Raw genomic sequence first — 21,669 nt, 5'->3', positions numbered from 1 at the left:
CCTCAACAAGAGGTAAAAATTTGCTTACAGCGTGAACACCTTGCCTCCCACCATCACATCCTGCCTTGCTTCGTCAAAGGTTGCTTTCATACCGGAGCGGTATGCAGCAGTGCCCATGATGAGCGCGATGGAATGGGAATAAGCCGCTTCGATCGGTGCATTGGTATGCACATCCTGCTTGCGCACGCATTCCATCCAGTTACGTACATGCGCATCCGTAGTGCTGTCACCACCGGTATTGGCGCTTGTTTCTACTTTTGCCGCCTCGGCGGAAAGGTCCATGCTCGGAAGCAGGTTGGGTTTCATACCCATCTCTGCTGCTTCTCTCTCTTTCAGGCCACCGGTGGGTGTGATCTTGTTGGTGCTCATATCTATCATTCCGCCGTTGGAGTAGTACAGTTCTTTTGTGCCGCCTGCGGAGTTGTGGAAGCGGGAGCTGTACACGACCTGGAAGCCGGTGGACGGATCGTTGGAGGGACCGTAATCGAATACGGCGGTGAGCGTGTCCGCATTGGTGCGGCCGTCTTTCCACTGGTAAATGCCGCCGTTGGCCACTGCGCTGCGGGGATGTTTCAGGCCGGTGAACCAGTGTACCGTATCGATCTGGTGTGTCATCCACTGGCCGAAGATACCGGAAGAGTACGGCCAGAAGAGGCGATATTCCAGGTACTTGCGCGGGTCCCAGTTATCATCCGGACGGCTGCAGAGGTAACGTTTCCAGTCCACATCAGACTCCCTGATGCTCCGCACCAGGTCAGGCCTGCGCCAGCGCCCCGGCTGGTTGACATTCCAGGTCATTTCCACCATGGTAATAGGGCCGAATTTGCCATCCTGGATGAATTTTGCGGCCTGGTGGTAAGTGCCGCCGCTGCGGCGCTGGGTACCCACCTGGAACACACGCTTCGATTCCTTCACGGCTTTAAGCGCGTTGCGGGCATCCTCCATCGTTTCCGCGAAAGGCTTTTCGCAATACACATCTTTTTTGTTCTTCACCGCCTCTATGGTGTGGAAGGCATGCTGAAAATCCGCTGTGGCAATGATCACTGCATCCAGGTCTTTGATCCGGTACAGCTCATCATTGTTCATACAGGCCTGTACTTTATGGCCCAATTTCTCCGAGAGTATTTTCTGCCCTTCGTCGCGGCGGCGGTTCCAGATATCAGATACCGCAACAATATCAAAGTTCAGCTTGTTCTTGTGATTAAGGAAACAGGGCATCAGCGCCTGTCTGAAGCGATCCGAGAAGCCCACGACCCCAACGTTCACCCGGTCGTTTGCCCCGATGATGCGGCCGTAGCTGCTGGCAGGCATCCCCATTGCACTGAGTGCTACACCCGCGCCTCCCATCATGGATAATTTCAGGAATTCACGGCGGTTCTTTTTGTCAGTCATTTTCAACGTATTTTTTGTTTTTGAATGATTTCATCTGTCACTGCACTGGCTATTTTATCGCATAAGCTGCGGCCAGCTGTTGCTGCAGGTATTCATACGCCGGCCTGCATTCATCCTTCAAACTTTCCCAGCGGCATTCGATGGTTATGCGTCCCTTATATCCTGCCTGTTTCAGCGCGGCAAAATAAGGCAGAAAATCTTCGTTCGACTTGCCCGGTGCAGCGCGGCCTTCTTTCTCTGCGATATGGCAATGCACCAGGTACGGCGCCGCTTTCAGGATGGCGGAAGGGTCTTCATTTTCCATCTTCATATGATAGATATCCGCTGTGATCCTGAAATTCGGATGGTCCACCGCTTCCACGATCTCCGTAACGATGGAGAGCCGGTTGATGAAATTATCCTCCTTGCTGTTCAGGTTCTCTATCGCAATGATGCGGCCATACCGCTGCGCCACAACCGCCATTTTGCGGGAGATGGCGATCAGTTCCTTCTTTGCCTGCACCGGGTCCTGCCCTTCCAGTAATCTCCGGGAGCCTGAGCTGCCGAATACGATGATCTGCACACCCGCTTCTTTTGCCCGTTGCATCAGCGAATCCACAAATCCCAGGATCACTTTTTCATCCGCCTCGGGCCCTGTCAACCGGATAGTGCCCGGCAGAAACAGGTTGCAGGACGGTACGGAAAGCTGCATACGTTTTAACTTCTTCAGCTGCTGCCGGTACGTTGCTTCATTCACGGAAGGCGCCAGCAGCTTGCGGGCGGACTCTTCAATATAACTATAGCCGGCGGCATGCAGCAGGCTGTCATTATCAAAAGAGGTGGCTACGCCAAGTTCGGGCATCGTCTTTTGCTGTGCATTCGATTGCAAGAAAGAGGATTGCATAACGAGGAATAGCAGGAAAATCATGTATTTTTTCATTGGAATGCTGTTTTTCGATAACTATGGACGGGTAAAAATTAAGCACTTAAATTGGAAAATCAAAATCAGGTTTTGGCAAAAATGCCGGAAATTCGCCCTTGAATTGATAATCACTATATGAACAGACAGGAATTGGTGCGGCTCATCAGGGAGCGGAAGTCTTACCTCTGCATCGGGCTGGATACGGATATGCACAAGATCCCCAAACATCTCTTATCCTATCCCGATCCGATCTTTGCTTTTAACAAAGCGATCATTGATGCGACCAAAGATCTTTGTGTGGCTTACAAGATCAACACTGCTTTTTACGAATGCCAGGGGATCAGGGGCTGGGAAAGCCTGCAGCGCACTGTGGATTACATTCCTGAAGATATCTTTACTATCGCCGATGCCAAACGCGGCGACATCGGCAACACTTCCACTTATTACGCCAAAACTTTCTTCGAGACCTATGGCTTCGATTCAGTGACCGTTGCGCCGTACATGGGCCGGGACAGTGTGGAACCGTTCCTCGCATTTTCACAGAAATGGGCGATCGTACTGGGGCTGACCTCCAATGCCGGGGCGCAGGATTTCCAGATGCTGCGTACGGATGATGGATATCTGTATGAAAAAGTGCTGAAAACAACGGCCGCATGGGGTTCGCCTGAAAATATGATGTTCGTGATAGGCGCAACACAGGCAGATTCCGTAGCCGCTATCCGCAAGCTGGTGCCGGACCACTTCTTTCTGGTACCGGGTGTTGGCGCACAGGGCGGCAGTCTGAAAGAGATCACCATGAAAGGCAGGAACAAGGATGTCGGGCTGCTCGTTAACGCCAGCCGTGCCGTGATCTATGCGGGGAATGATGAGAATTTTGCCGATGATGCACGTCGTGCAGCCCTCCAATATCAGCAGGAAATGGCAGGTTATCTGGGAGAATGATGTGGGTGATTACTGGAACAGGCAGTTCTTTGCCGTCCACCAGGGTTCTATCTCGAAGTCCAGCCGCCCGGTGGCAATAGCGGTATCGCTTTTGACCAGTTCAACCACTTCCAGGCTGTCTTCACAATCCATGATAAAAATGCCCCGCAGGTCGCCATCCCCACCAAAAGGCCCGGCCAGTACCATTTTACCTTCTGATGCCAGGCGGTTGATATTGCGCAGGTGTTTTTTCTGAATGATCGCTTCCGCCGCCGTATCCTGTCCATGATTGGGGCCTTTTTTCAGGAACACCATCCAGTATTGCTTGATCTCCACTGCCGGAACGGAATCTGTTTTAGCGCCGGGCGCGGCGTTGCGAAGTGTTTTGGAAGAAAAGCTGGCGATCACAAATGTCAGGAACACCGCCAGTAACAATACGGGCAACAGTTTGGCCATATAACTGCAGATTTGCTGGCCCGAAGGTAGCAACTTTACGCTAATTCCGTAAATTAGGTGCTGATATTCCTGCACTTGTCAAAAAATCTTCCCATGCACCAGGACCTGTTTCAATCGCCCGATTATTATCTGATAGATGATCTGTTGACCAACGAGCACAAAATGGTCCGGGATTCGGTACGGCAATGGGTGAAAGCGGAAATTTCGCCGATCATTGACGACCATTGTCAGCGTGCGGTCTTCCCTTCGCATATTCTACCCGGACTGGGCGCACTGGGCTGCTTCGGTCCCACCATTCCTGCGGAAGCAGGCGGCGGGGGGCTGGATTACATTGCCTACGGCCTTATGATGCAGGAACTGGAGCGCGGGGACAGCGGCATCCGTTCCACGGCATCCGTGCAGGGCTCCCTCGTCATGCATCCCATCTACACATTTGGCAGCGATGTTCAGCGACAGCGGTTTCTGCCCAGACTGGCCACAGGTGAACTGATGGGCTGCTTCGGGCTTACCGAACCTGATTTCGGCTCCAACCCGGCCGGTCTCCTTACCTACTACGAAGAGGATGGCGAGGATATTATCCTCAACGGCGCCAAGATGTGGATATCCAATGCCCCGTTCGCGGATATTGCGCTGGTATGGGCGAAAGACCCGGAAGGCAAGATCCGCGGCGTTATCGTAGAACGGGGGATGGAGGGTTTTTCCACACCGGAGACCAAAAACAAATGGAGCCTCCGGGCCAGCGCCACCGGTGAATTGGTACTGGATAATGTACGTATCCCGAAAAGCAATATCCTGCCAGGCGCCAGGGGACTGAAAGCGCCCCTCTCCTGCCTCTCCTCCGCCCGTTACGGCATCGCATGGGGCGCTATCGGTGCGGCCATGGACTGCTATGATACCGCACTGCGCTATGCGCAGGAACGTGTGCAGTTCGACAGGCCCATCGGGGGATTTCAGCTGATACAGAAAAAACTGGCGGAAATGATCACCGAGATCACCAAAGCACAGTTGATGAACTGGCGGCTCGGCGTGCTGCGCAATGAAGGCAAAGCCACAGCTGAACAGATATCCATGGCCAAACGCAACGCCTGCGACACAGCCCTGAACATTTCCAGGGAAGCCCGGCAGATACTCGGCGCCATGGGCATTTCCGGGGAGTATCCCATCATGCGGCATATGATGAACCTGGAAAGTGTGGTCACTTATGAAGGCACGCATGAGGTACACCTGCTGATCACCGGCATGGATATCACCGGCCTCAATGCATTTTCCTGATGGATTTGTTATTTTGTGCGCATGAAAGGCCTTTTATTATGTTTGATGATATGCATTGCCACCGGCGCCGCTGCACAGGAACCTGTTACTTTGCAGGGGCAGGCCCAGGGCACTTATTATATCATCAAATTCATCGCAACCGGTCATGATACAGCAATGCTGCATGAAGATATACGGGACATCTTCCAGGATATCGACCGCTCTTTGTCGCTATACCATTCCGGTTCCCTGATCAACCGGTTCAATAAAGGTCCAAAAGTGGTGATGGACGATCATATGCGCGCTGTTGTAAAAAAAGCGCAGGAAGTCAGTAAACTTACGGACGGATCGTTCGATATCACGGTAAAGCCGCTGGTGGACCTGTGGGGATTCGGGGTGACGCCCCATAAGAACGGGCGTCCTTCGGCTGAAGCTATCCGGCGCACTTTGCGGGTAGTGGGATATCAAAACCTGATCATTCGCGCAAAGTATCTCATCAAAAAGAAGGATGGTGTTGAAATTGATTGCAACGGGATCGCACAGGGCTTCACTTCCGATGTGCTCGGCCGCTTTCTGCAGTCGCGCGGCATCAGGGATTTTCTGGTAGATGTGGGGGGAGAACTGGTGGCTTCGGGCGTGAATGCCCGGGGGCTGCCGTGGAGCGTGGGCATAGAACGCCCACCTGCTGCAGGGAACGTGGAAGAGCCGGTACAGGCTATCCTTCAGCTGCGGGACCGTGCTGTGGCCACCAGCGGAAACTACCGCCGGTTCTTTGACGACGGCGGCACCCGCTTCGCGCATACCATCGATCCGAAAACAGGTGAAGCGCTGCATAACAACATCATCACCGTTACGGTCACCGCACCGGATGCCATTACGGCTGATGCATATGATAATGCGCTGATCCTCCTGGGTGTGGAAAAGGGTTTACAATTCGTGCAGCAGCATCCCAAGCTCAAACTGGAAGCTTATTATATTTTCAAGGATGCGGAAGGCAGGATCACGGAACGGCATTCTCCGAATTTCTTTGCGGCGCCATAAGCCACAACAAAGGGCCGGCTTTACGCCGGCCCTGCCATACTCACATGTTCCGTTTTTAATGGTTTACCGGATATGGAACCTCAATCCAATATTCGCCTGTAATGTGTTAAAGTTGCTGATCTCGGCGTACTTGTACGCGGCATAATTATATTGCACATTGGCATTGAACATCACCGGGGAATATTTTCCGAACGGTACATTCAACCCCAGTTCCGGGCTTACCTGGAATGCCCATTTGTTATGTTTCTCCACAAATTCACCCCAGAACTTCTCATAGTTCATATTCGCCATACCTACTGCAAGGCCGGCATAAGGCATCACTTTAGCGTCCGGGCCTGCGAAGGTGTATTGCGCGGCGGCCATGATGGGGATGGTTTGCAACGTGCGGGTTTGCACGGCGGAGATATCTTCTCCTTTACCAGGGTACACTGCCCGGGGCAAACGCTCATAAAAATCGGCAAACCCTACCCTCGCGCCAAGACTCAAACGGTCGTTCAACGCATACTGGAAACCGAAATTCCATCCCCGGAAACTGGTATTATCCGCATAGTCATCGCTCAGCGAGCCAAAGGGTTGTGTGATGGAATAATTCAACTGGAAAGACAAAGGCGGGCGGCTTTGCGCGAAAGCGGTATGCATCGCCAATGTGCCGGCCATTATCAATATTATCAATTTAATGCTTTTCATCTTCTTGTGTTTTTAGCTTTGACCAATCAGTTTGCTGAAGTTGTCAGGTAAGCGCTCTGATCGAATACGGCCTGTATCATCGTATCGATATTTGCGCTGTTCCAGACGCCGGTGCCGCGCAGCATGGCATTCCATACCGCGGTCAGCTTGTCCTCTTCCTTTGGCGGTGATTTCAGGTCCACCATATCAATCGCTACCGAACGCTCGTTATACCGGAAAACGGAATAATACGGCGGGAAGTAATACCCCCATCCGGGAAAGCCCCAGTATCCGGGGTCCCAATAGCCGGGCCATCCTGCCCAGTAACCGGGATAATATACCGAAGTGCTGGAAGTATTGATACGTGCAACGTTCACTGCCAGGTCAGGGTCCGCATCCTTATCCACTTCTGCGTATCCCCTGGCGGTAAGGTTCGATCTGATGGCAGCCAGCAGTTTAACATCATAATCTGTCAATTCCCTGGTGGCGTCATTATTACTGATCACTGCAACGGAATCCACAATACTGAAGGTGCCGTAGGCGGTAAAATCCGCTTCTTCATCATAATTCGTTACATAGATGCGGGATTCCTCCTCTGTCATGTCATTGAGCGGCTCTTTTCTGCAAGCGGAGAAAAGCAGTGCGCCAATGGCGATGGTACTTAACAACAATCCTGTCCTTTTCATATGCATTTGATTTTTATATACGGGGCAATAACGTGGCCGGCGATGCGGTCCGTTCGCACGGACCAGCATCATCGATTGATCTCAACTTCACATCCGCCATCTCGTTCACATCCACGGGTCCGCTTTTTCACATTTCCACTGCACCGGACCATTTCTTTCTCTATCTCTCTCAATTTTCACACCATCTTTCATCACATCCGACCCTTCTAATATTCAACGCTATAGACACAGGAATGTTACTGCCGGTTTACAGCAGAAAAGTTAAAATCAACCTAAAGAAATGTTAAAAGCAAAACCGCCCGTAGCGGCGGTTTGCATGGGGATTTTTAAGTATATATTCTCGAATCTGAATATGATTGCTAGTGCGGTCTCAGTTCAATATTCCGCGTTGCTGCAGTTCTTCTCCCAATTGTGCGGAAGTCTGAAAATGAATGGTTTCGATGCCCATTTCTTCGGCAGCTTTAACGTTCCTGATATTATCATCAATAAATATAGCATTGGTTTTATCGATCATATAACGATCCAGCAGCAGCTGATAAAAATCCGGGAATGGTTTGCGGAGTTTTTCCTTGCCGGATACAACAATGCCATCGAACCATTGCAGCCATTCATATTCCATGAGGGCGATGGGAAAAGTTTCGTTGGACCAGTTGGTGAGTGCGTAGAGTTTATATTTCCCTGATGCTTTCAATTGTTGCAGGAGTTCCACGGTTTCCTGGATGGGGCCTCCGAGCATTTCTCTCCAACGGCCGTAGAATGCCCTTATCTGGGCTTCAAAATCGGGATATTTTTCCACGAGCAGTTCCGTTCCTTCGGCAAGGCTCCGGCCGGCGTCCTGCTCTTCATTCCAGTCCGATGTACAGATATTTTCCAGGAAATGATCGGTTTCTTCCGGCGTGGCGAATACTTTACTATAGAGATAACGCGGATTCCAGTCGACCAATACAGCTCCCAGATCGAAAATAATGGATTGATAGGTGCGGTCTTTCATATGCATAAAAGTATATCGGCTTATTAAACCAAACAAGGATTTATATGAATATTTTTTTAAATGTTGTCCTGTTCGGGTTTACGGGTGCCATTGGGCGGCGCCAGCAATGCTTCCGCCGCATCATCGAGCAGTTGGAGGTCCACAGAGTCGCTTCCGGCGATGCCTTCGATGGAGCCTTTGATGTGCGCTGCGTTGAGCAGGACTTTCTCCAGTTGTTTTTCCCGGGCTTTCCAGAGTTTTTCCATGGCTTCGCGTTCGCGTTGTATGGAGGTTTTCATGGAACGGAAGCCTTCGCGGATGGCGCTCCATTGCTCAGCGAATTCGCCGCTGGTCAGGTAATGATACAGCAGGTGCATTTTGTCGCCTTTGTTTTCCTGGCTTCTGGCGGAGTGGTACACTTTCATGATGGCATCCCGTAAAACGTAGGCGAGGCTTTTTACGTCCGAGAAGGTACACACCCAAACACCGTCCCGTTCGCCAAAGCGCTCCATATCGCGGGGCATGGCCTGGGTAACAAGGATGGCTACATCAGCGCCCTGGCCGCGCATATCGGCTTTCAGTTTTTCTATCCATTCGCGCGAAAAGTCTTTCGTGCGCTTGCTTTCATAAATGATCTTGCCGCATTCCTGCCCGAACTGGTTGCGTACGGTCTGAATGCAATCCGCTCCCCTGACCCCTTTGCCGACTTCGGACACGGCATCGAAGGGGAAAGTGCTGCGCAGCATTTCTTCGAGCGCCAGTTCCTGCACTTCACCCTGCAGCTGCATGGAGCCCTGTTCCGCTTTGCGGCGCATTTCCTCCACCAGCCTACGCTGGTCTTCCAGTTGTTTTTCCAGTTCTTTCTGGCGCAGCTGGTATTCGGTTTCCTTTACGTTGGTGCGTTCCAGTTCTTCCTTGCGGATCTGTTCCATCAGGCGGGAGCGCTCCTCCAGCATCCGTTTTTGCAGGTCTATTTCCAGTTCCTGCTCCCGGTTGGCCAGTTCCTGGGCTTTCCGGAGAAAATCCAGCTCTTTCTGGCGGGCGGTGCGGAGCTTTTCTTCGCTTTCCTGCTGCGCTTCCTGCAGCATGCGCAGTTTATTCTCAAAGTCTGCCGAAACGTCTTTCCGGATGTTCTCCATGAGGCTTTCCTGCAGTTTTATCTTTTCCGCCTGGAGGCGGATGTTAAGCTCCTCTTCCTGGCGCTGCCGGTCCTGCAGTACCTGCTGCCGTTCTGCGGCCACTTGCTGCCGGAGCTGTGCCATTTCGTGCTTTTCCGCCTGGAGGGATTCCATTCTTTTCCGCCATTCCGTTTCCATTTTGCCGCGCATTTCCTTTTCAATGTCTGCAGCAAAAGCTTCTTCCATTACGAACGGGTGTTTACAATTTGGACAAGTGATCGAAGTTGCCATAATGAATGATTTAGCCAGCTAATTTCTACCTGCATTGCGCAATGTATGTACGCTGGTGAATGTAAAGGTATGAGATTTTTCAGGGTAGGTGAAACATTCTGTTGGTATAGCTTTTAGCGGATCGGCAGGATTTCGGGGAAACGGTGCGCCCGTCCACAGCGGGATTGGAAATATAAAAGCACAATTTATTATCCATATCGATATAATATCCGGGAAACGGAGAAATTATACATAAAAGCCGAGATACTATCACCCTTATTCTCAGGAGTTACGGCAAGCGTGGAATAATTTTGTTCCAATCAAAATGAGCGTAGGTCACTCATAGCAAACAGGAAAGTTGTTCGCGGTTTAGTCCGGATTGGTTCTGAATGGGATTAGTTTCCACCCGGTTTTGCCGCAGCCCGTTCGGCTGGATCAGCTGATGGTTGATACAGTTGGACAGGTAATAGCTTTTCTGAAAGGACCAGCCATTCCTGGCAGGTCCATTTAAAGATTTCGACTCCGGATTTTGGGTGTTGCAAACGTTTACAACTTTTTAACGGACTTGCCATTCATGGCGGGTTCCTGTTAACCAAAATGAAAAGATTAATGGGTATATAACGTAAATGAACCCTTGAAAAACACGGACTTGCTATTCATGGCGGGTCTTATATATGGCGTGGATGATTTGAAAAAAAACAGGCAGTGTGAGGGAAATTCCGGCTGGCGAACATCAGGCTTGCCACTCATGGGTGGGTCTTGTCTGATGTGGGTGGATGGCTTGAATAAAAACAGGCAGCGCACGAGAAATTCCGGCTGGCGAACATCAGATTTGCCAATCATGGGTGGGTCTTATCTGATGTGGGTGGATGGCTTGAATAAAAACAGGCAGCGCACGAGACATTCCGGCTGGCGAACATCAGGCTTGCCACTCATGGGCAGGTCTTACAAGATATAAAGTGTATGGTTTTGGAATACAAACAGGCAGCGTATATGCAACTTTGACTAGCGAACGCCCGGACTTGTTATTCATGGCAGGTCCCTGTCTAATATGATGTGTGAAGTCTGGAAACAAGCAATAAGATACAGGAGCATATGCGAGATTTTGATTGACGAACATTCGGACTTGCTATTCATGGCGGGTCTTTAGTCGAACCTGTTCATCCCTATACTTATGAAAAACTGTCATCCCTGGCGGTAAGGATCGGCGGGAATGCCGATGACATTAAAGGAAATGTCCGGATGAAAATCGTCATCCCTGGCGGCAGGGATCGGCACTCCTTCAAATACCACCACTGGGCCGTGATAACGAACCATTGTTTTAATTATAATAATAGCATTTTCTAGTTGTGCTTCCGGACTTGCCATTCCTGGCAGGTCCTTTTTCTTCCGGGCCGGAAATCCGAAAGGATTTTCCGGTTATAGCGAAAATGTTGTACGACAGCGCGCTATGCCGGAGGCAGTGTGAGAAAGCAAATCATAAAAAGTAATAAAATAGTTACTTTTTTTTGGTGATACAGTAATAAATTAATTACCTTTGTAAAAGCTGAAAGGATGGCTGAATGTTCCGAACTGAAGAGAACGCTGTTTAAAGCCGGATGGATTATGCTCCGGCAGGGAAAAGGAAGCCATATTATCCTGGTTCATCCTGGCCGCCCTGGGATCGAGATCGTTTTTCCGGACCATGGAAGTGACGATATCGGAAAAGGCCTTGCATGTAAAATATTGAAACTGGCAGGTTTGAGCAACAATTCGTTTGACTGACCTAAAACAAATGTCATGAAAAGGTACACCTTCATCGTCGAAAAAACAGATACAGGATACTCCGCATTCGCCGCGGATGACAAAGTTCCTGTAGTTACCACCGGAGCCGATATGCCGCAACTGCGAAAAAATATCCTGGACGCGCTCAACACCTGGCTGGATATAAAACACATGAAGCCCGCAGTGGAAAAAGAACTGATCATAAGGCTGGATCTCGCGCAGTTCTTTGAATATTACAAAGTCATCAACTCATCGGCATTGGCTGAACGGATAGGGATCAGCCAGTCGCTTTTATCCCAGTATGCGAACGGGATCAAAAATCCCTCTGACAAACAGGTGAACAGGATACTTACAGGAATTAAAGCACTGGGGCAGGAACTCACCTACCTGGAACTGATCTGAAACCGTCCGGAGCCATGTTCCTGTTTTCAAACACAGCCGTAAAAGCCCCCCGGTTCTTTGACAGAAAACAATCAGGGCCAAACGATCAAATCCCGGAAGCAGCAGACTTCCGGGATTTGATGACATACTTCCAGCCAAAGCGGATTATGTTTCAGCGCTTTTACAGCACCTCTTCCAATTTCTGCGCCAGGGCCTCTCCTCGTAAATGAACCGCCACGATCTCTCCCTGCGGGTCGATCAGGAAATTCATCGGGATGCTTCGAATGCCATAGCGTTTTCTCACTTCACTGCTCTCTTCACTGGTCAGCGTCGCCACCTGCGTCCAGGTAAGCCCATCTTTTTGAATAGCTTCCACCCAGGCCTTACGGTCGCCCGGCTTTTCCAGGGACACGCTAAGGACGGTAAAATTCTTATCCTTAAAACGTTCGTACGCTTTTACGACCGTCTTATTTTCATAGCGGCAGGGTATGCACCAGGATGCCCAGAAATCAAGCAGTACATATTTTCCCCGGAAAGAAGATAAATGAACCGGTTTGCCCAGTGTGTCATTCAGTGCAAAATCTTCAGCGGGTTTGCCCGGTCCTAATTTAAAAGCCGTTTCAATCTGTTCGGACAATTGTTTGCCCACCACTGTTTTCTTCAAAGGGCCGGCGAGGTTACCGTACCATGCGGCCAGCTTTTCCTTTTCTTCTGCAAGTGATTTTGCATTAACCCTTTCCTGAAGCAGGTCCAGCGACACATGTGAGGAAGGATTCGCCACCATGAAAGCCACTTCAACGCTATCGATCTGTTGCTTGCTGCGGTCATTGGTTGCACGGTGCTTATCCCGGGCTACTGTGTCCCGGGCGATGATCGCCTGCAGCATGGCATCATTCGACGCCGTTTCCATTTCATGGAACGGTTTCAGTTTCGCCTTCAACGCCAGGAGGTCCTTCTGTGACTGCCCCGGGGCCGTGATCACCGCCTGGGGAAGCGGCATCCCTTCTACCGTCACTGTTCCTCCTTCAATAAAGAACTCGCATTTTTCAGACATTACCCAGGGATTGATCTTCCGCATCTCTTTTGTTGTACTGATGGAGAGCGTTGCCCTGGCCGGGTCTGTTATGGTCCCGTCGATCGTAAATGCGTTTCCATTTATGACAGCTCCGGTGTACACTTTTTTAACGCCATTAAAATAAGCGAGCGTAATCTTGTCTCCGTTCCGGGAGGTGTCTTTCAGCATCCCTTTTACCTGAAACGCGGTTTGCGCGGAAAGGGAAAGGGACGCCAAGGTCATCAAACTTCCTGTAATGACGGTCTTTACTGTTTTATACATTTTTTCTTGTTTTGTTTATATGGAATTACCCTAATTAACGGCTCTCCAACTCATGCTCCTGATTTTGATCAGACCATCCCAGTCTGCATTCTCCACCGGGGAAATCGTTACAGTATTAGGGTCCGTACCTACCGTAAACCGGCGCAGCCTTCCTTTTGTGGATGCGTTATAAGTGCCGATGTACAAGGTATTGGAGGAGAAATCTATCTGCGTATCGAACTTGAGCATCGTTATTTCGTCCGACCCCAGATCCGAAAATTGATAAAGTTTTTCAAAGCCCTTGTTGTAGTCGTATGCGTACAGCCTGTTGCCTACGGAATAAAATACCACAGAACGCCGGGATGAGAATGCATAAAAATCGGCTTTGTCAAAATCGGTGGCGATGGCGTTCACGGTATAAGCATCCCGCTTGATCGGCGTGGCGCCGCTGGCGTAGAATTTATATATAAAATATTGGTTGCTGTTGTCTTTCATGATGGCAAAAGAGTTACCGTTGGTGGCACCTCCATCTGTATTGCGCGTATTCTCTCCGTACACAAGGGTGCGGCCTGTGGCTGACTGGTTCCAGGGGAAAGCGTCCGCTGCATTGTCCGTAGGCACTGTGGAAAAAGTACCGGTGCCGAATGTGGCGTAATTCATAAAGCGCTGGCCTTCGGTATCATACCACATCATGGCATTCATGTTTCCAATGGCATAAAACAGGAAGGGCGCTGTTTTGATGAGCTTGCCGAAATTGGTCTGCTCCCGGTTAACCGGATTCGTGTAGAAATCACCGCCTACGAGCCAGCTATGTGTGGGGAAGATATTGCCGTCGCTCGTCATAATGGCACGGGCATACGCATTTCCTACGTTGCCTGCCCTGTCCCTGATCTGCGGAATGTACAGAATGGGGGTAAGGCTTTCCTTGTTCAGGTTGTCGGTCGTAACAACGATGCTTCCGAAGTTTCTCGACGTATTGCCCTGCATGGTCTTGCGGTCGATATAGTACGATCCGCTCTTTGTCATTACCCATAACCGGCCGTAGTTGGAGGACGTATCCTTGTTGCCGTTGTGCAATATGGTCACAGGGTCCTGCAATGCGGGCAATCCGCTGCCGGAGAGAATGCCGCGCACCACCACGGTATCGCCCACCATTGTTATCATATCTACTTCAGCATTACCGTTCTCACCTGTTCCCATAAGCATGATACCGGTTGAATAGGCCGTCCCCACCGTCAGCGTAGTACCGGATTTCCAGGCTATACCGGTAACATTGTCCACGATCCGGAGAAAGAGCGTATAGTTATCCGGACTCACATTCACGGGGTAATCGAGTACGGGCGAGTGGCCCAGCGTATCCACCGCGGTAGTGCCCTTGTACAGTATCCAGTAGTACGACAAACGGGAGGGATCGGTCATTTCTTGGGTTGTCTCTATCTGCGGCTCAATATGCAGTACATCCAAAGCGAAGGTTGCCGCATAGCTGGATGCCATACCGGTTATTCTAACTTCATTGATTTCCTTGTAATCATAATTCCCGGTGTCTTTGTAACAGGCGGACAGGAGAGTTATATAAGCTGCAAGAATGATTATTATGGATCTTTTCATCTGTTCATAATTTTACGGATCTGATGGAGCTTTTGATAACGGGTGTCATCTGGCTCAGTTGCCGGCTTTATCATGTTAATTAACCGGCTGTTAAAAGTCATTCATACGGTACGCCGATGATGGAGGTCCAGGGAACATTACCCGCCCACATCAGCCTTCCGTCATCCTCCTTTACGGGTGTTCCGGCATTGAACTGATCAACGAGATAACGCGCCAGCTCTGTTGTGATCAGATTGGACAGTACCAGCGTCATTGTGGTTTCGGAGCTGAAATCCTCATAGGTGAGGTTAAACAGCTGGAACATCAATTCCATCTTCTTGCGGGTAAACGCGCCCCATGAGCCGGTTTCCCTGTTGGTTGCCGCTACAACCGAACCGCGCCAGACGGCGGGCTGCACCATCAGGTCGTTTACATTGATCACATGCAGGGTAGCATCGAAGGCGGTATCGGTACCGAGGCTGCTTTCGCCCAGTCCGGGAATAGCTTTCCAATCGGGGAAGGCAAGGCCAAAATGTTCGTTGGCGATCAACCGGAGACCTATCTTTTTGTTTCCGAACGCCATATCAGGCGTACGTTTTACTGTAACCGGTATATAGCCGGCAATCTCATTGGCCGGGATCGTAAATGTTTCACCGACCGGCTGATAGTGCACACCGGATTCGGCGGTGGTGGAATCAGGATTGACAGCCACTTTGAATGGCCGGTCATAGTCCCTGACAGGACCGGTGATCATCACTTTTATATTGACTGTCAGTTCCTGTACGTCAGCTGTATATTTTACAAACTCGATGTTCGTATAGGGGCGGTAAGGCCACGATGAAGGAAGCGCGTAAGAAGGCCCGCTCTGCACCGCAAAATAAACACCTTCCATCCCTTCATATCCCATCATTTCCTTTTTGCAGGATGCCAGCGGCAATACCAGCGCCAGCAGCAAGCCATATATCATTCTTTTCATGGTGTAACTATTTAAAATGATTAAGATCAATTACCTCTTACCGCAATTTCACTGACGGGCAGCGGTACCACATAGTTGCCCGGGAGCATTTGTTTTGTTCCGGCAAGGCTGGCGTGATTAGGCACCCTGTCCATGCTATTCCGCTTATAGTAAAAGAACATCTGCCCTTCGCCAATTACCTCTTTCCTGAACTCACGGGTGATGTAATCTTTGAGCTGGTCTGCTGACGAGGGGGCCAGGCTTACACAGTTCCGTCCGGTCCGCAGCATATTCAGGTAGGCCGTTCCTTCATCCAGCGTATTGCTGCATTCCGCGGCAATTAAAATCACCTCGCCCAGCCTTATCAGCGGCATCATATTGGGGCCGGGTGCGTTGGTGGTCACATCAAACTTCACATGGGTGAGAAAGGAGCCATTGGTATTGTTTTGGGTCATCCATGCTTTGAGGCGGTAATCGTTCTGATCATCATACATCCCATTTTTCCGTGACTGGTTATCGTCATTGTTATTAAAGCTCAACCGGACTTCCCGCTGAATATCCGGTGAGAAGAAAGTGGTATAGATGTTCTGCCGGTTGATGGTGTACAAAGAGAACATCACTTCCGATACGATCATATGGTCAAAGTCCGCCGGTATGGCGGCGGGGTTCGCTACGCCTATTTTGAAGACCGGTTTGCCGGGGTCAAGCACAGCTGCGAGTATTTCCTGTGCTTCCCGCAGGGCGCTTTCCTTATCCTGCATCCAGAGATAAGCCCTGGCCAATAAGGCTTTTGCGGCGTAATAGTTCAGGCGGTACTGCCGGAAGTACAGGTCGTTGGCGCCGTTGGGATTGGCTGCATGACGAACGCCTTCCGTGATAACCGGATCTGCATCTTCCAGCAAATCAACCGCCGCTGTCAGATCATCGATGATGTGCTGCATGATCTCCGCGGAACCAAGCAGATCGGAGGATTCAGGTTTGGAGGAAGTATTATAGGGAATACAGGGCAGGTCCTTATCCGCTTCTGACCAGATGGGGCCAAACAGCCGCAGCATATCCAAATGCAGCATCGCCCGGAGTGCAAGCGCTTCGCCTTTCACCAAACCGAAATAAGGCGCCGGTAAAAGAGGGTTGCCGCCTTCGCCGCACTTGTCGATGACAACATTGCAGTTAACGATCAGTTCATACGCTTTTTTCCACATGTTATCGAATACCGGCTTCGTTCTGTCCGATGCATAGGCAAAAGTGGCGAAGTCATAAAACCGGTGTGTTGAAGCCGTCATATAATAATACTGGGCCAGCACATCAAGGCCCGATACGGTCATCTGTTCACCGTAAATGGCTGCATGGGTAAGTTCAGCATACACACCGTTCAACGCTGTCAGGTAACCCTGCCTGGTAGTGAACAGCTGATCTTCTGCAAGCCTGTCGCTCGGTTTTACGTCTATCCATTTGCTGCATGCCCCCAGCAGGAATGTCAGCATCATGCAAATGGAAACTATCTTGATTTTCATCTGTTAATATTTTATTTTTTACGGGTCAGATGGAACCTCACATTAACATGACCCTGTGCGGTAAAATGTATCATGCTCGGTTTCATATATTGAATTTTGGCTGTTATTGATTAAAACCGTACTCCCATGGATAAGGAAACTGACCGGGCAAAAGGATAATCGATCCCGCGTTCGTTCATGACGGTAGATACCCTGAAAATATCGTTCATATAGGCCCGGAATGTTACCGAGGAGGCCCTTATTGCTTTCAGCCACCGGGCAGCAGACGTTTCATATCCTATGGAAATGGATTCCCCTGACAGGATGTTGTTGTCCTCTACAAAGCGTGAGGACATGGGTGTTGATCTTGTTTCAGCAATGGCTTTGAATTTGGCATTATCGCCCGGTTGCTGCCAGCGTTCGGAGAGGGCCCTTCTGTCCTGGTTCAGCCCTATATTCTGATAAGGGATATTCTCCACTTTATCGTACAGCGTCTGCATGAATATCTGCCCGCCGAACCGGTAACGAAGGGCTACATTCGCCGTAAAGCCCTTGTAGGAGAGGAAAGTGCCCAGGATGCCCTCCAGGTCAGGATCACTGTTGCCTACCACCACTTCATCGTTGTAATTGTGCACGAACGTATGGTTGCCTTCTTTGGTCAGGAACACTTCCCTGCCGGTGGCCGGGTCGATGCCCATGGAGCGGACGGCCCAGAGGTCGGAGGGGCTTGCCCCATCATAGTAACGGGTCATATTTACCCCTTTATTATTTTCATTGAAGTTGGAAAGGGCGTTGCCGAAGTTCGTGTACCTGGAACGGAGCCTGCGGCCGTTCACATTGAACATCCAGGTAAATGCCTTGCGCTGGATTGCCGTATAGGAGGCGGTAAACGTGAACCCCGTCTGCTCCTGGCCGCCCAGGTTATCCGTAATACTGGTGGCGCCCGAGGAGGAAGGCACCGAAACGAACACCAGCAACGGATCGGTTGTTTTTACAAAATAGTCCGCGTTGATCCGCAGGCGGTTTTTCGCCGTCTGGAAGTCCAGCCCGATATTCCGGTCCAGCGTCTTTTGCCATTTCAGCAAAGGATTGCCGTGGTTGGATACGATCACACTTGGCCCGAAGGGGTTACGGTTCTCATTGTTGTAACGGTACACTCTCGCCGATACATAATCGGAAAAGTTCTGGTTGCCCGGGTTCCCGATGGAGGCTCTTATGCGCAAGCTGTTCAGCCAGTCGTACGAAGCATCTTTGAAAAACGCTTCATTGTGAATGTTCCATGCCAGTCCGGTTGACCAGATGGTCGTGAATTGCCTGTTGGACCCGAATACGGAAGCTCCGTCCGAGCGCAGGGTGGCATCCAGCAGGAAACGCTGATCAAAAGCATATCCCGTATTCAGGAAGAAGCTGGCGCTGCGGCGGATGGACTCCTGGTAGCTGGCACGCCTGCTGTCCGAATAACCGAAAGCAAATGCAGCATTGGGGAAATCCTCGCCTACAAACCCGCGCACTTCATATCCGCTGCCTGTTGAGGCGATCTGGTTGAGGCGCATGCCCGCCACTACATTCAGCATATGTTTTTCTGCCAGCAACTTTCCGTAGGTGAGGCTAAGGTCGCCGTCATAGTTCATCTGACGGTCGTTCGATTCGTAGAAGGTCCCCTGCCGCAGCGGGTCGACACCGGCGAATTCCGTGTTGAAAGGCGATCTGAATACTTCATTGCGGATAGCGATGCGGTTAATGCCGACACGGGCGCGCGCCCTCAGTTCATCCAGCATCCGCCATTCGATCTCGAAGTTGTTGGTGAACCCCTGCGATTCGGACCTGTTCACATTCTTATTGTGCAGATCATACAGCGGATTGTAGTATGTCTCGGTGGTCACGGGCTGCCCGGTAGCAATGTTGGCATACGAAAACGACTCCAGCACTTTGTCAATCCCCCCTTCAGCATTGTATTTCCGAAAATAGGGATTGGCCCTGGAAAAATCCGAGAACGGCACGCTTTCCCGGGTCGCATTCACAATATCGATGCTGAGCGAGTTGGTGACAGCAATGCGTCCTTTGCGGTAGATAAGGCGGATATTCCCGTTAGTCAGTTTTCGCCCGGATTCGTTCATGACACCCTGGTTCTCGCCATAACTCAGCGATGCACCGTAACGCAGGTTGGCATCTCCGCCTTCGGCAAACAAAGTATGCCGGTGGGTAGCGGCAAAACGCAAGGGCTCGTTCATCCAGTAGCTGTTCACACCACGCCTGACCTCTGCCAGCCTTTGATTGTATTTTGCGTCCCCTACATCGGTAACGAAATTGCCATTCGCATCAATAGACCCCAGGAAACCCGACAGGCGCTCAAACTCCAGTTTCTCTTCTGCATTCATCAGGTTGTAGTCAGACAGGTCCGCAAAACTGAAGGTGGTGTTGAGGTTATAATTAAGGCGCAGACGGCCGGCAGCAGGGCGTTTGGTTTCTACCACCACCACGCCGTTGGCGGCTTTTGAGCCGTAGATGGCCGTTGCGGCGGCATCTTTCAGCAAAGTAATGCTTTCGATACGGTCCATACTGAAATCACTGATGACCGCCAGGGTAGTTTCAAAACCATCCAGGATAAATAACGGCTGATTGGGATCGGTACCATACTGTTCCGTCAAACCGATCACACTGCTCTTTCCCCTGATCTCGATATCCGGCAAGCGGTTGGGGTCCGAACCAAAGGTATTGTTTTCGATGATCGCAAAAGAGGGATCAAGCGTTTTCAATGCCTGCAAAGGGTTCTGGTTACCCACCATTTTCAGTTCCTCGACCGTAAAGGTGGCGGAAGAACCGGTAAAGCTTTCCTTTTTACGCTGGTATATCCCCGTCACCACCTGGTCTTTCATCGTCAAAACGGCAGGCTGCATCCTGACGGAAAGCTGCAGACCCGCTTTTGCGCGCACTTCCATGGGCTCGTAACCCACAGAAGTAAGCTGTAAAACGGAATTGGGCGGCACACCGGACAGCGAAAAATTGCCGTTCTCATCCGTTTTGGCACCCAACCGGGTTCCCTTTACCAGCACAGTAGCGCCGGGTATGGGGGAACCCGCCGCATCGGTCACTTTGCCGGTAACGGAGATAGTAGTATCCCTGGCGGAGGAAACAGCGGCGTCATCGCCCTCCGCTTTTTCCGGGTAAAGCCGGATGATGTTTCCGCGCACGGCCCACCTGATGCCCCGGGGCTTTAACAGCTCATCCAGCACTTCGGCCACCCTTTTGCCGCTGGTGGAAATGCTTGCTTTCTCCTTTTTGAGGTCCTCTGTGGCCATGTACATAATGATCACATCGGCCTTTTTCTCGATAGCGCTAAAGATCTCTTTGATCGGCGCCTGCACATAGTTGAGTGAAATAACTTTCTGCTCATGATCTTGTGAAAAAACAGGGGCAGCCAGCAGCAATTGGGCTGACAGCAGGATCCCTGTACATACTAAAGCGGTCACTCTCATAATAAAGTTCCAGTTTCGGTGACGGAATGCCGGGTACGGCGGGGTATAGATAATACCTCTTTTTTGCATAAATTGCAGCAGTTTGAAATATTAGACAATGATGTTTCGAACAAAGCCCCTTCTTGCTTGACTGGCGGAGGGGTTTTTTAACGGTGATTTTACGGCACGTTGCGGCAACACATATTGTGCGTTTTAATGTGATTGGTCATGCTGATTTTTGGTTGATTACAACTATACAAGACCCGAAACGGTAACCGCCTCACTAGTCCAAATCCGGATTTTTTAAAATTTTATCAAAATAGACGGAAAATTCCGGCCGGCACCGGCGTCTACAGGCCATGTCCGGGAGGCTAAAGTGCACAGTTTCCGGTTTTTAGATATATTTGGTGTTGTTTAGGGCCTTCCCGGGGAGATAATTACAGGAATTTATATGGCAACTGATCATACGGCCTATACCATATTATTAACGCAGCTTCAACAGCATGATCTGGCTGCGTTTGACCACCTGTTCCATCATGCGCGCAAACGCTTGTATGTCCTGGCCTATGCGATCACACAGGACGCTGAGGCCGCCAAGGATATTGTACAGGAGTTCTTTATTGATTTCTGGACAAACCGGCGGTACGAGCACATTGAACGCTCTCTGGAACATTATATGTTATATGCGGTCCGCAACCGGTCGCTGAAACACAACCGCCATCAGGCCTCCCTGGCTGAGAAAACGCAGCTGCTGCCCCAAAATTCAGCCACCACCACACTTCATCACCTGGAACAGGCCGAGTTGAAACAGGAAATGGACAGGGCCATCCGGCAACTGCCGCCAATGGCCGGCAAAGTATTTCAATTGCATTACATTGAACATTTGCCCCATGCGCAGATCGCCGAACAGCTGGGCATCAGCAAATCCACGGTAAGCAGTCATATGGACCGGGCATTGAGGGAGTTGAGAACGGTTTTAAAAAAGAATATTGAAAATTTGAGATAGGGACTAGTGAAGGAACCATAAAAATGGGTCTTGTATAGATA

Annotated in this window: 19 protein-coding genes; 6 read left to right on the top strand and 13 right to left on the bottom strand. The window is 50.5% G+C overall.

From position 1 onward, the window contains the following. Nucleotides 1-24: 24 nt before the first annotated feature. On the bottom strand, nucleotides 25-1,392 hold the full coding sequence (locus FW415_RS12015) for a Gfo/Idh/MocA family protein (RefSeq protein WP_148385180.1): 1,368 nt from the start codon (nucleotides 1,390-1,392) through the stop codon (nucleotides 25-27). A 49-nt stretch (nucleotides 1,393-1,441) separates the two neighbouring features. Then, nucleotides 1,442-2,311 carry a sugar phosphate isomerase/epimerase gene (locus FW415_RS12010; protein WP_148385177.1) on the bottom strand — a complete coding sequence of 290 codons (870 nt, stop codon included), beginning with the start codon at nucleotides 2,309-2,311 and terminating at the stop codon, nucleotides 1,442-1,444. Nucleotides 2,312-2,428: 117 nt separating this feature from the next. Here FW415_RS12010 and pyrF point away from each other — a divergent pair, with 117 nt between their 5' ends. After that, nucleotides 2,429-3,235 carry an orotidine-5'-phosphate decarboxylase gene (gene pyrF, locus FW415_RS12005; protein WP_148385175.1) on the top strand — a complete coding sequence of 269 codons (807 nt, stop codon included), beginning with the start codon at nucleotides 2,429-2,431 and terminating at the stop codon, nucleotides 3,233-3,235. 9 nt (nucleotides 3,236-3,244) lie between these two features. Here pyrF and FW415_RS12000 read toward each other — a convergent pair whose 3' ends face one another. Beyond that, nucleotides 3,245-3,670: a YciI family protein gene (locus FW415_RS12000; protein WP_148385173.1), complete on the bottom strand. Its 426-nt coding sequence runs from the start codon at nucleotides 3,668-3,670 to the stop codon at nucleotides 3,245-3,247. Between the two features lie 93 nt (nucleotides 3,671-3,763). On the opposite strand from FW415_RS12000, the gene FW415_RS11995 reads away from it, so the two are divergent. Beyond that, nucleotides 3,764-4,942: an acyl-CoA dehydrogenase family protein gene (locus FW415_RS11995; RefSeq protein WP_148385171.1), complete on the top strand. Its 1,179-nt coding sequence runs from the start codon at nucleotides 3,764-3,766 to the stop codon at nucleotides 4,940-4,942. 45 nt (nucleotides 4,943-4,987) lie between these two features. Next, nucleotides 4,988-5,962 carry an FAD:protein FMN transferase gene (locus FW415_RS11990; protein WP_246859036.1) on the top strand — a complete coding sequence of 325 codons (975 nt, stop codon included), beginning with the start codon at nucleotides 4,988-4,990 and terminating at the stop codon, nucleotides 5,960-5,962. A 63-nt stretch (nucleotides 5,963-6,025) separates the two neighbouring features. Here FW415_RS11990 and FW415_RS11985 read toward each other — a convergent pair whose 3' ends face one another. From FW415_RS11985 to FW415_RS25535, 5 genes are all read right to left on the bottom strand, one after another. Then, nucleotides 6,026-6,649 carry an outer membrane beta-barrel protein gene (locus tag FW415_RS11985; RefSeq protein ID WP_148385167.1) on the bottom strand — a complete coding sequence of 208 codons (624 nt, stop codon included), beginning with the start codon at nucleotides 6,647-6,649 and terminating at the stop codon, nucleotides 6,026-6,028. A gap of 26 nt (nucleotides 6,650-6,675) precedes the next feature. Then, a complete protein-coding gene (locus FW415_RS11980) occupies nucleotides 6,676-7,314 on the bottom strand; it encodes a DUF4136 domain-containing protein (protein WP_168208785.1) in 639 nt (212 codons plus the stop codon). 370 nt (nucleotides 7,315-7,684) lie between these two features. Next, nucleotides 7,685-8,311, bottom strand: coding sequence for an HAD family phosphatase (locus tag FW415_RS11975; RefSeq protein WP_210420870.1), 627 nt, complete (start codon nucleotides 8,309-8,311; stop codon nucleotides 7,685-7,687). A 50-nt stretch (nucleotides 8,312-8,361) separates the two neighbouring features. Continuing rightward, entirely contained in the window at nucleotides 8,362-9,693 is a 1,332-nt protein-coding gene (locus FW415_RS11970; RefSeq protein WP_148385162.1) for a DUF2130 domain-containing protein, read from the bottom strand. A gap of 1,164 nt (nucleotides 9,694-10,857) precedes the next feature. Then, a complete protein-coding gene (locus FW415_RS25535; RefSeq protein WP_256378910.1) occupies nucleotides 10,858-10,989 on the bottom strand; it encodes a hypothetical protein in 132 nt (43 codons plus the stop codon). A 237-nt stretch (nucleotides 10,990-11,226) separates the two neighbouring features. Here FW415_RS25535 and FW415_RS25760 point away from each other — a divergent pair, with 237 nt between their 5' ends. Further along, entirely contained in the window at nucleotides 11,227-11,436 is a 210-nt protein-coding gene (locus FW415_RS25760) for a type II toxin-antitoxin system HicA family toxin (RefSeq protein ID WP_148385159.1), read from the top strand. 15 nt (nucleotides 11,437-11,451) lie between these two features. Further along, a complete protein-coding gene (locus tag FW415_RS11960) occupies nucleotides 11,452-11,838 on the top strand; it encodes a helix-turn-helix domain-containing protein (RefSeq protein WP_148385157.1) in 387 nt (128 codons plus the stop codon). Nucleotides 11,839-11,998: 160 nt separating this feature from the next. Here the strand turns inward: FW415_RS11960 and FW415_RS11955 are convergent, their stop codons facing one another. The 5 genes from FW415_RS11955 to FW415_RS11935 all read right to left on the bottom strand — a co-directional run bounded on the left by FW415_RS11955 (nucleotide 11,999) and on the right by FW415_RS11935 (nucleotide 20,712). Then, entirely contained in the window at nucleotides 11,999-13,153 is a 1,155-nt protein-coding gene (locus FW415_RS11955; RefSeq protein ID WP_148385155.1) for a TlpA disulfide reductase family protein, read from the bottom strand. Between the two features lie 30 nt (nucleotides 13,154-13,183). Then, on the bottom strand, nucleotides 13,184-14,740 hold the full coding sequence (locus FW415_RS11950) for a PKD-like family lipoprotein (RefSeq protein WP_148385152.1): 1,557 nt from the start codon (nucleotides 14,738-14,740) through the stop codon (nucleotides 13,184-13,186). A 97-nt stretch (nucleotides 14,741-14,837) separates the two neighbouring features. Further along, entirely contained in the window at nucleotides 14,838-15,695 is an 858-nt protein-coding gene (locus FW415_RS11945) for a DUF4843 domain-containing protein (protein ID WP_148385150.1), read from the bottom strand. A gap of 26 nt (nucleotides 15,696-15,721) precedes the next feature. After that, nucleotides 15,722-17,188: a RagB/SusD family nutrient uptake outer membrane protein gene (locus FW415_RS11940; protein WP_148385148.1), complete on the bottom strand. Its 1,467-nt coding sequence runs from the start codon at nucleotides 17,186-17,188 to the stop codon at nucleotides 15,722-15,724. Nucleotides 17,189-17,298: 110 nt separating this feature from the next. After that, nucleotides 17,299-20,712 (bottom strand): SusC/RagA family TonB-linked outer membrane protein, encoded by a 3,414-nt coding sequence (locus FW415_RS11935; RefSeq protein ID WP_210420869.1) that lies wholly within the window; start codon nucleotides 20,710-20,712, stop codon nucleotides 17,299-17,301. 361 nt (nucleotides 20,713-21,073) lie between these two features. Between FW415_RS11935 and FW415_RS11930 the strand changes: the two genes are divergently transcribed. Next, nucleotides 21,074-21,628 carry an RNA polymerase sigma-70 factor gene (locus FW415_RS11930; protein WP_148385146.1) on the top strand — a complete coding sequence of 185 codons (555 nt, stop codon included), beginning with the start codon at nucleotides 21,074-21,076 and terminating at the stop codon, nucleotides 21,626-21,628. Nucleotides 21,629-21,669 lie beyond the last annotated feature (41 nt).

Source organism: Chitinophaga sp. XS-30, from assembly GCF_008086345.1.
In the GTDB taxonomy this organism is placed as follows: Bacteria; Bacteroidota; Bacteroidia; order Chitinophagales; family Chitinophagaceae; genus Chitinophaga.
The sequence above is the reverse complement of the archived record's forward strand: the minus strand, read 5'-3'. Positions and strand labels throughout refer to the sequence as shown.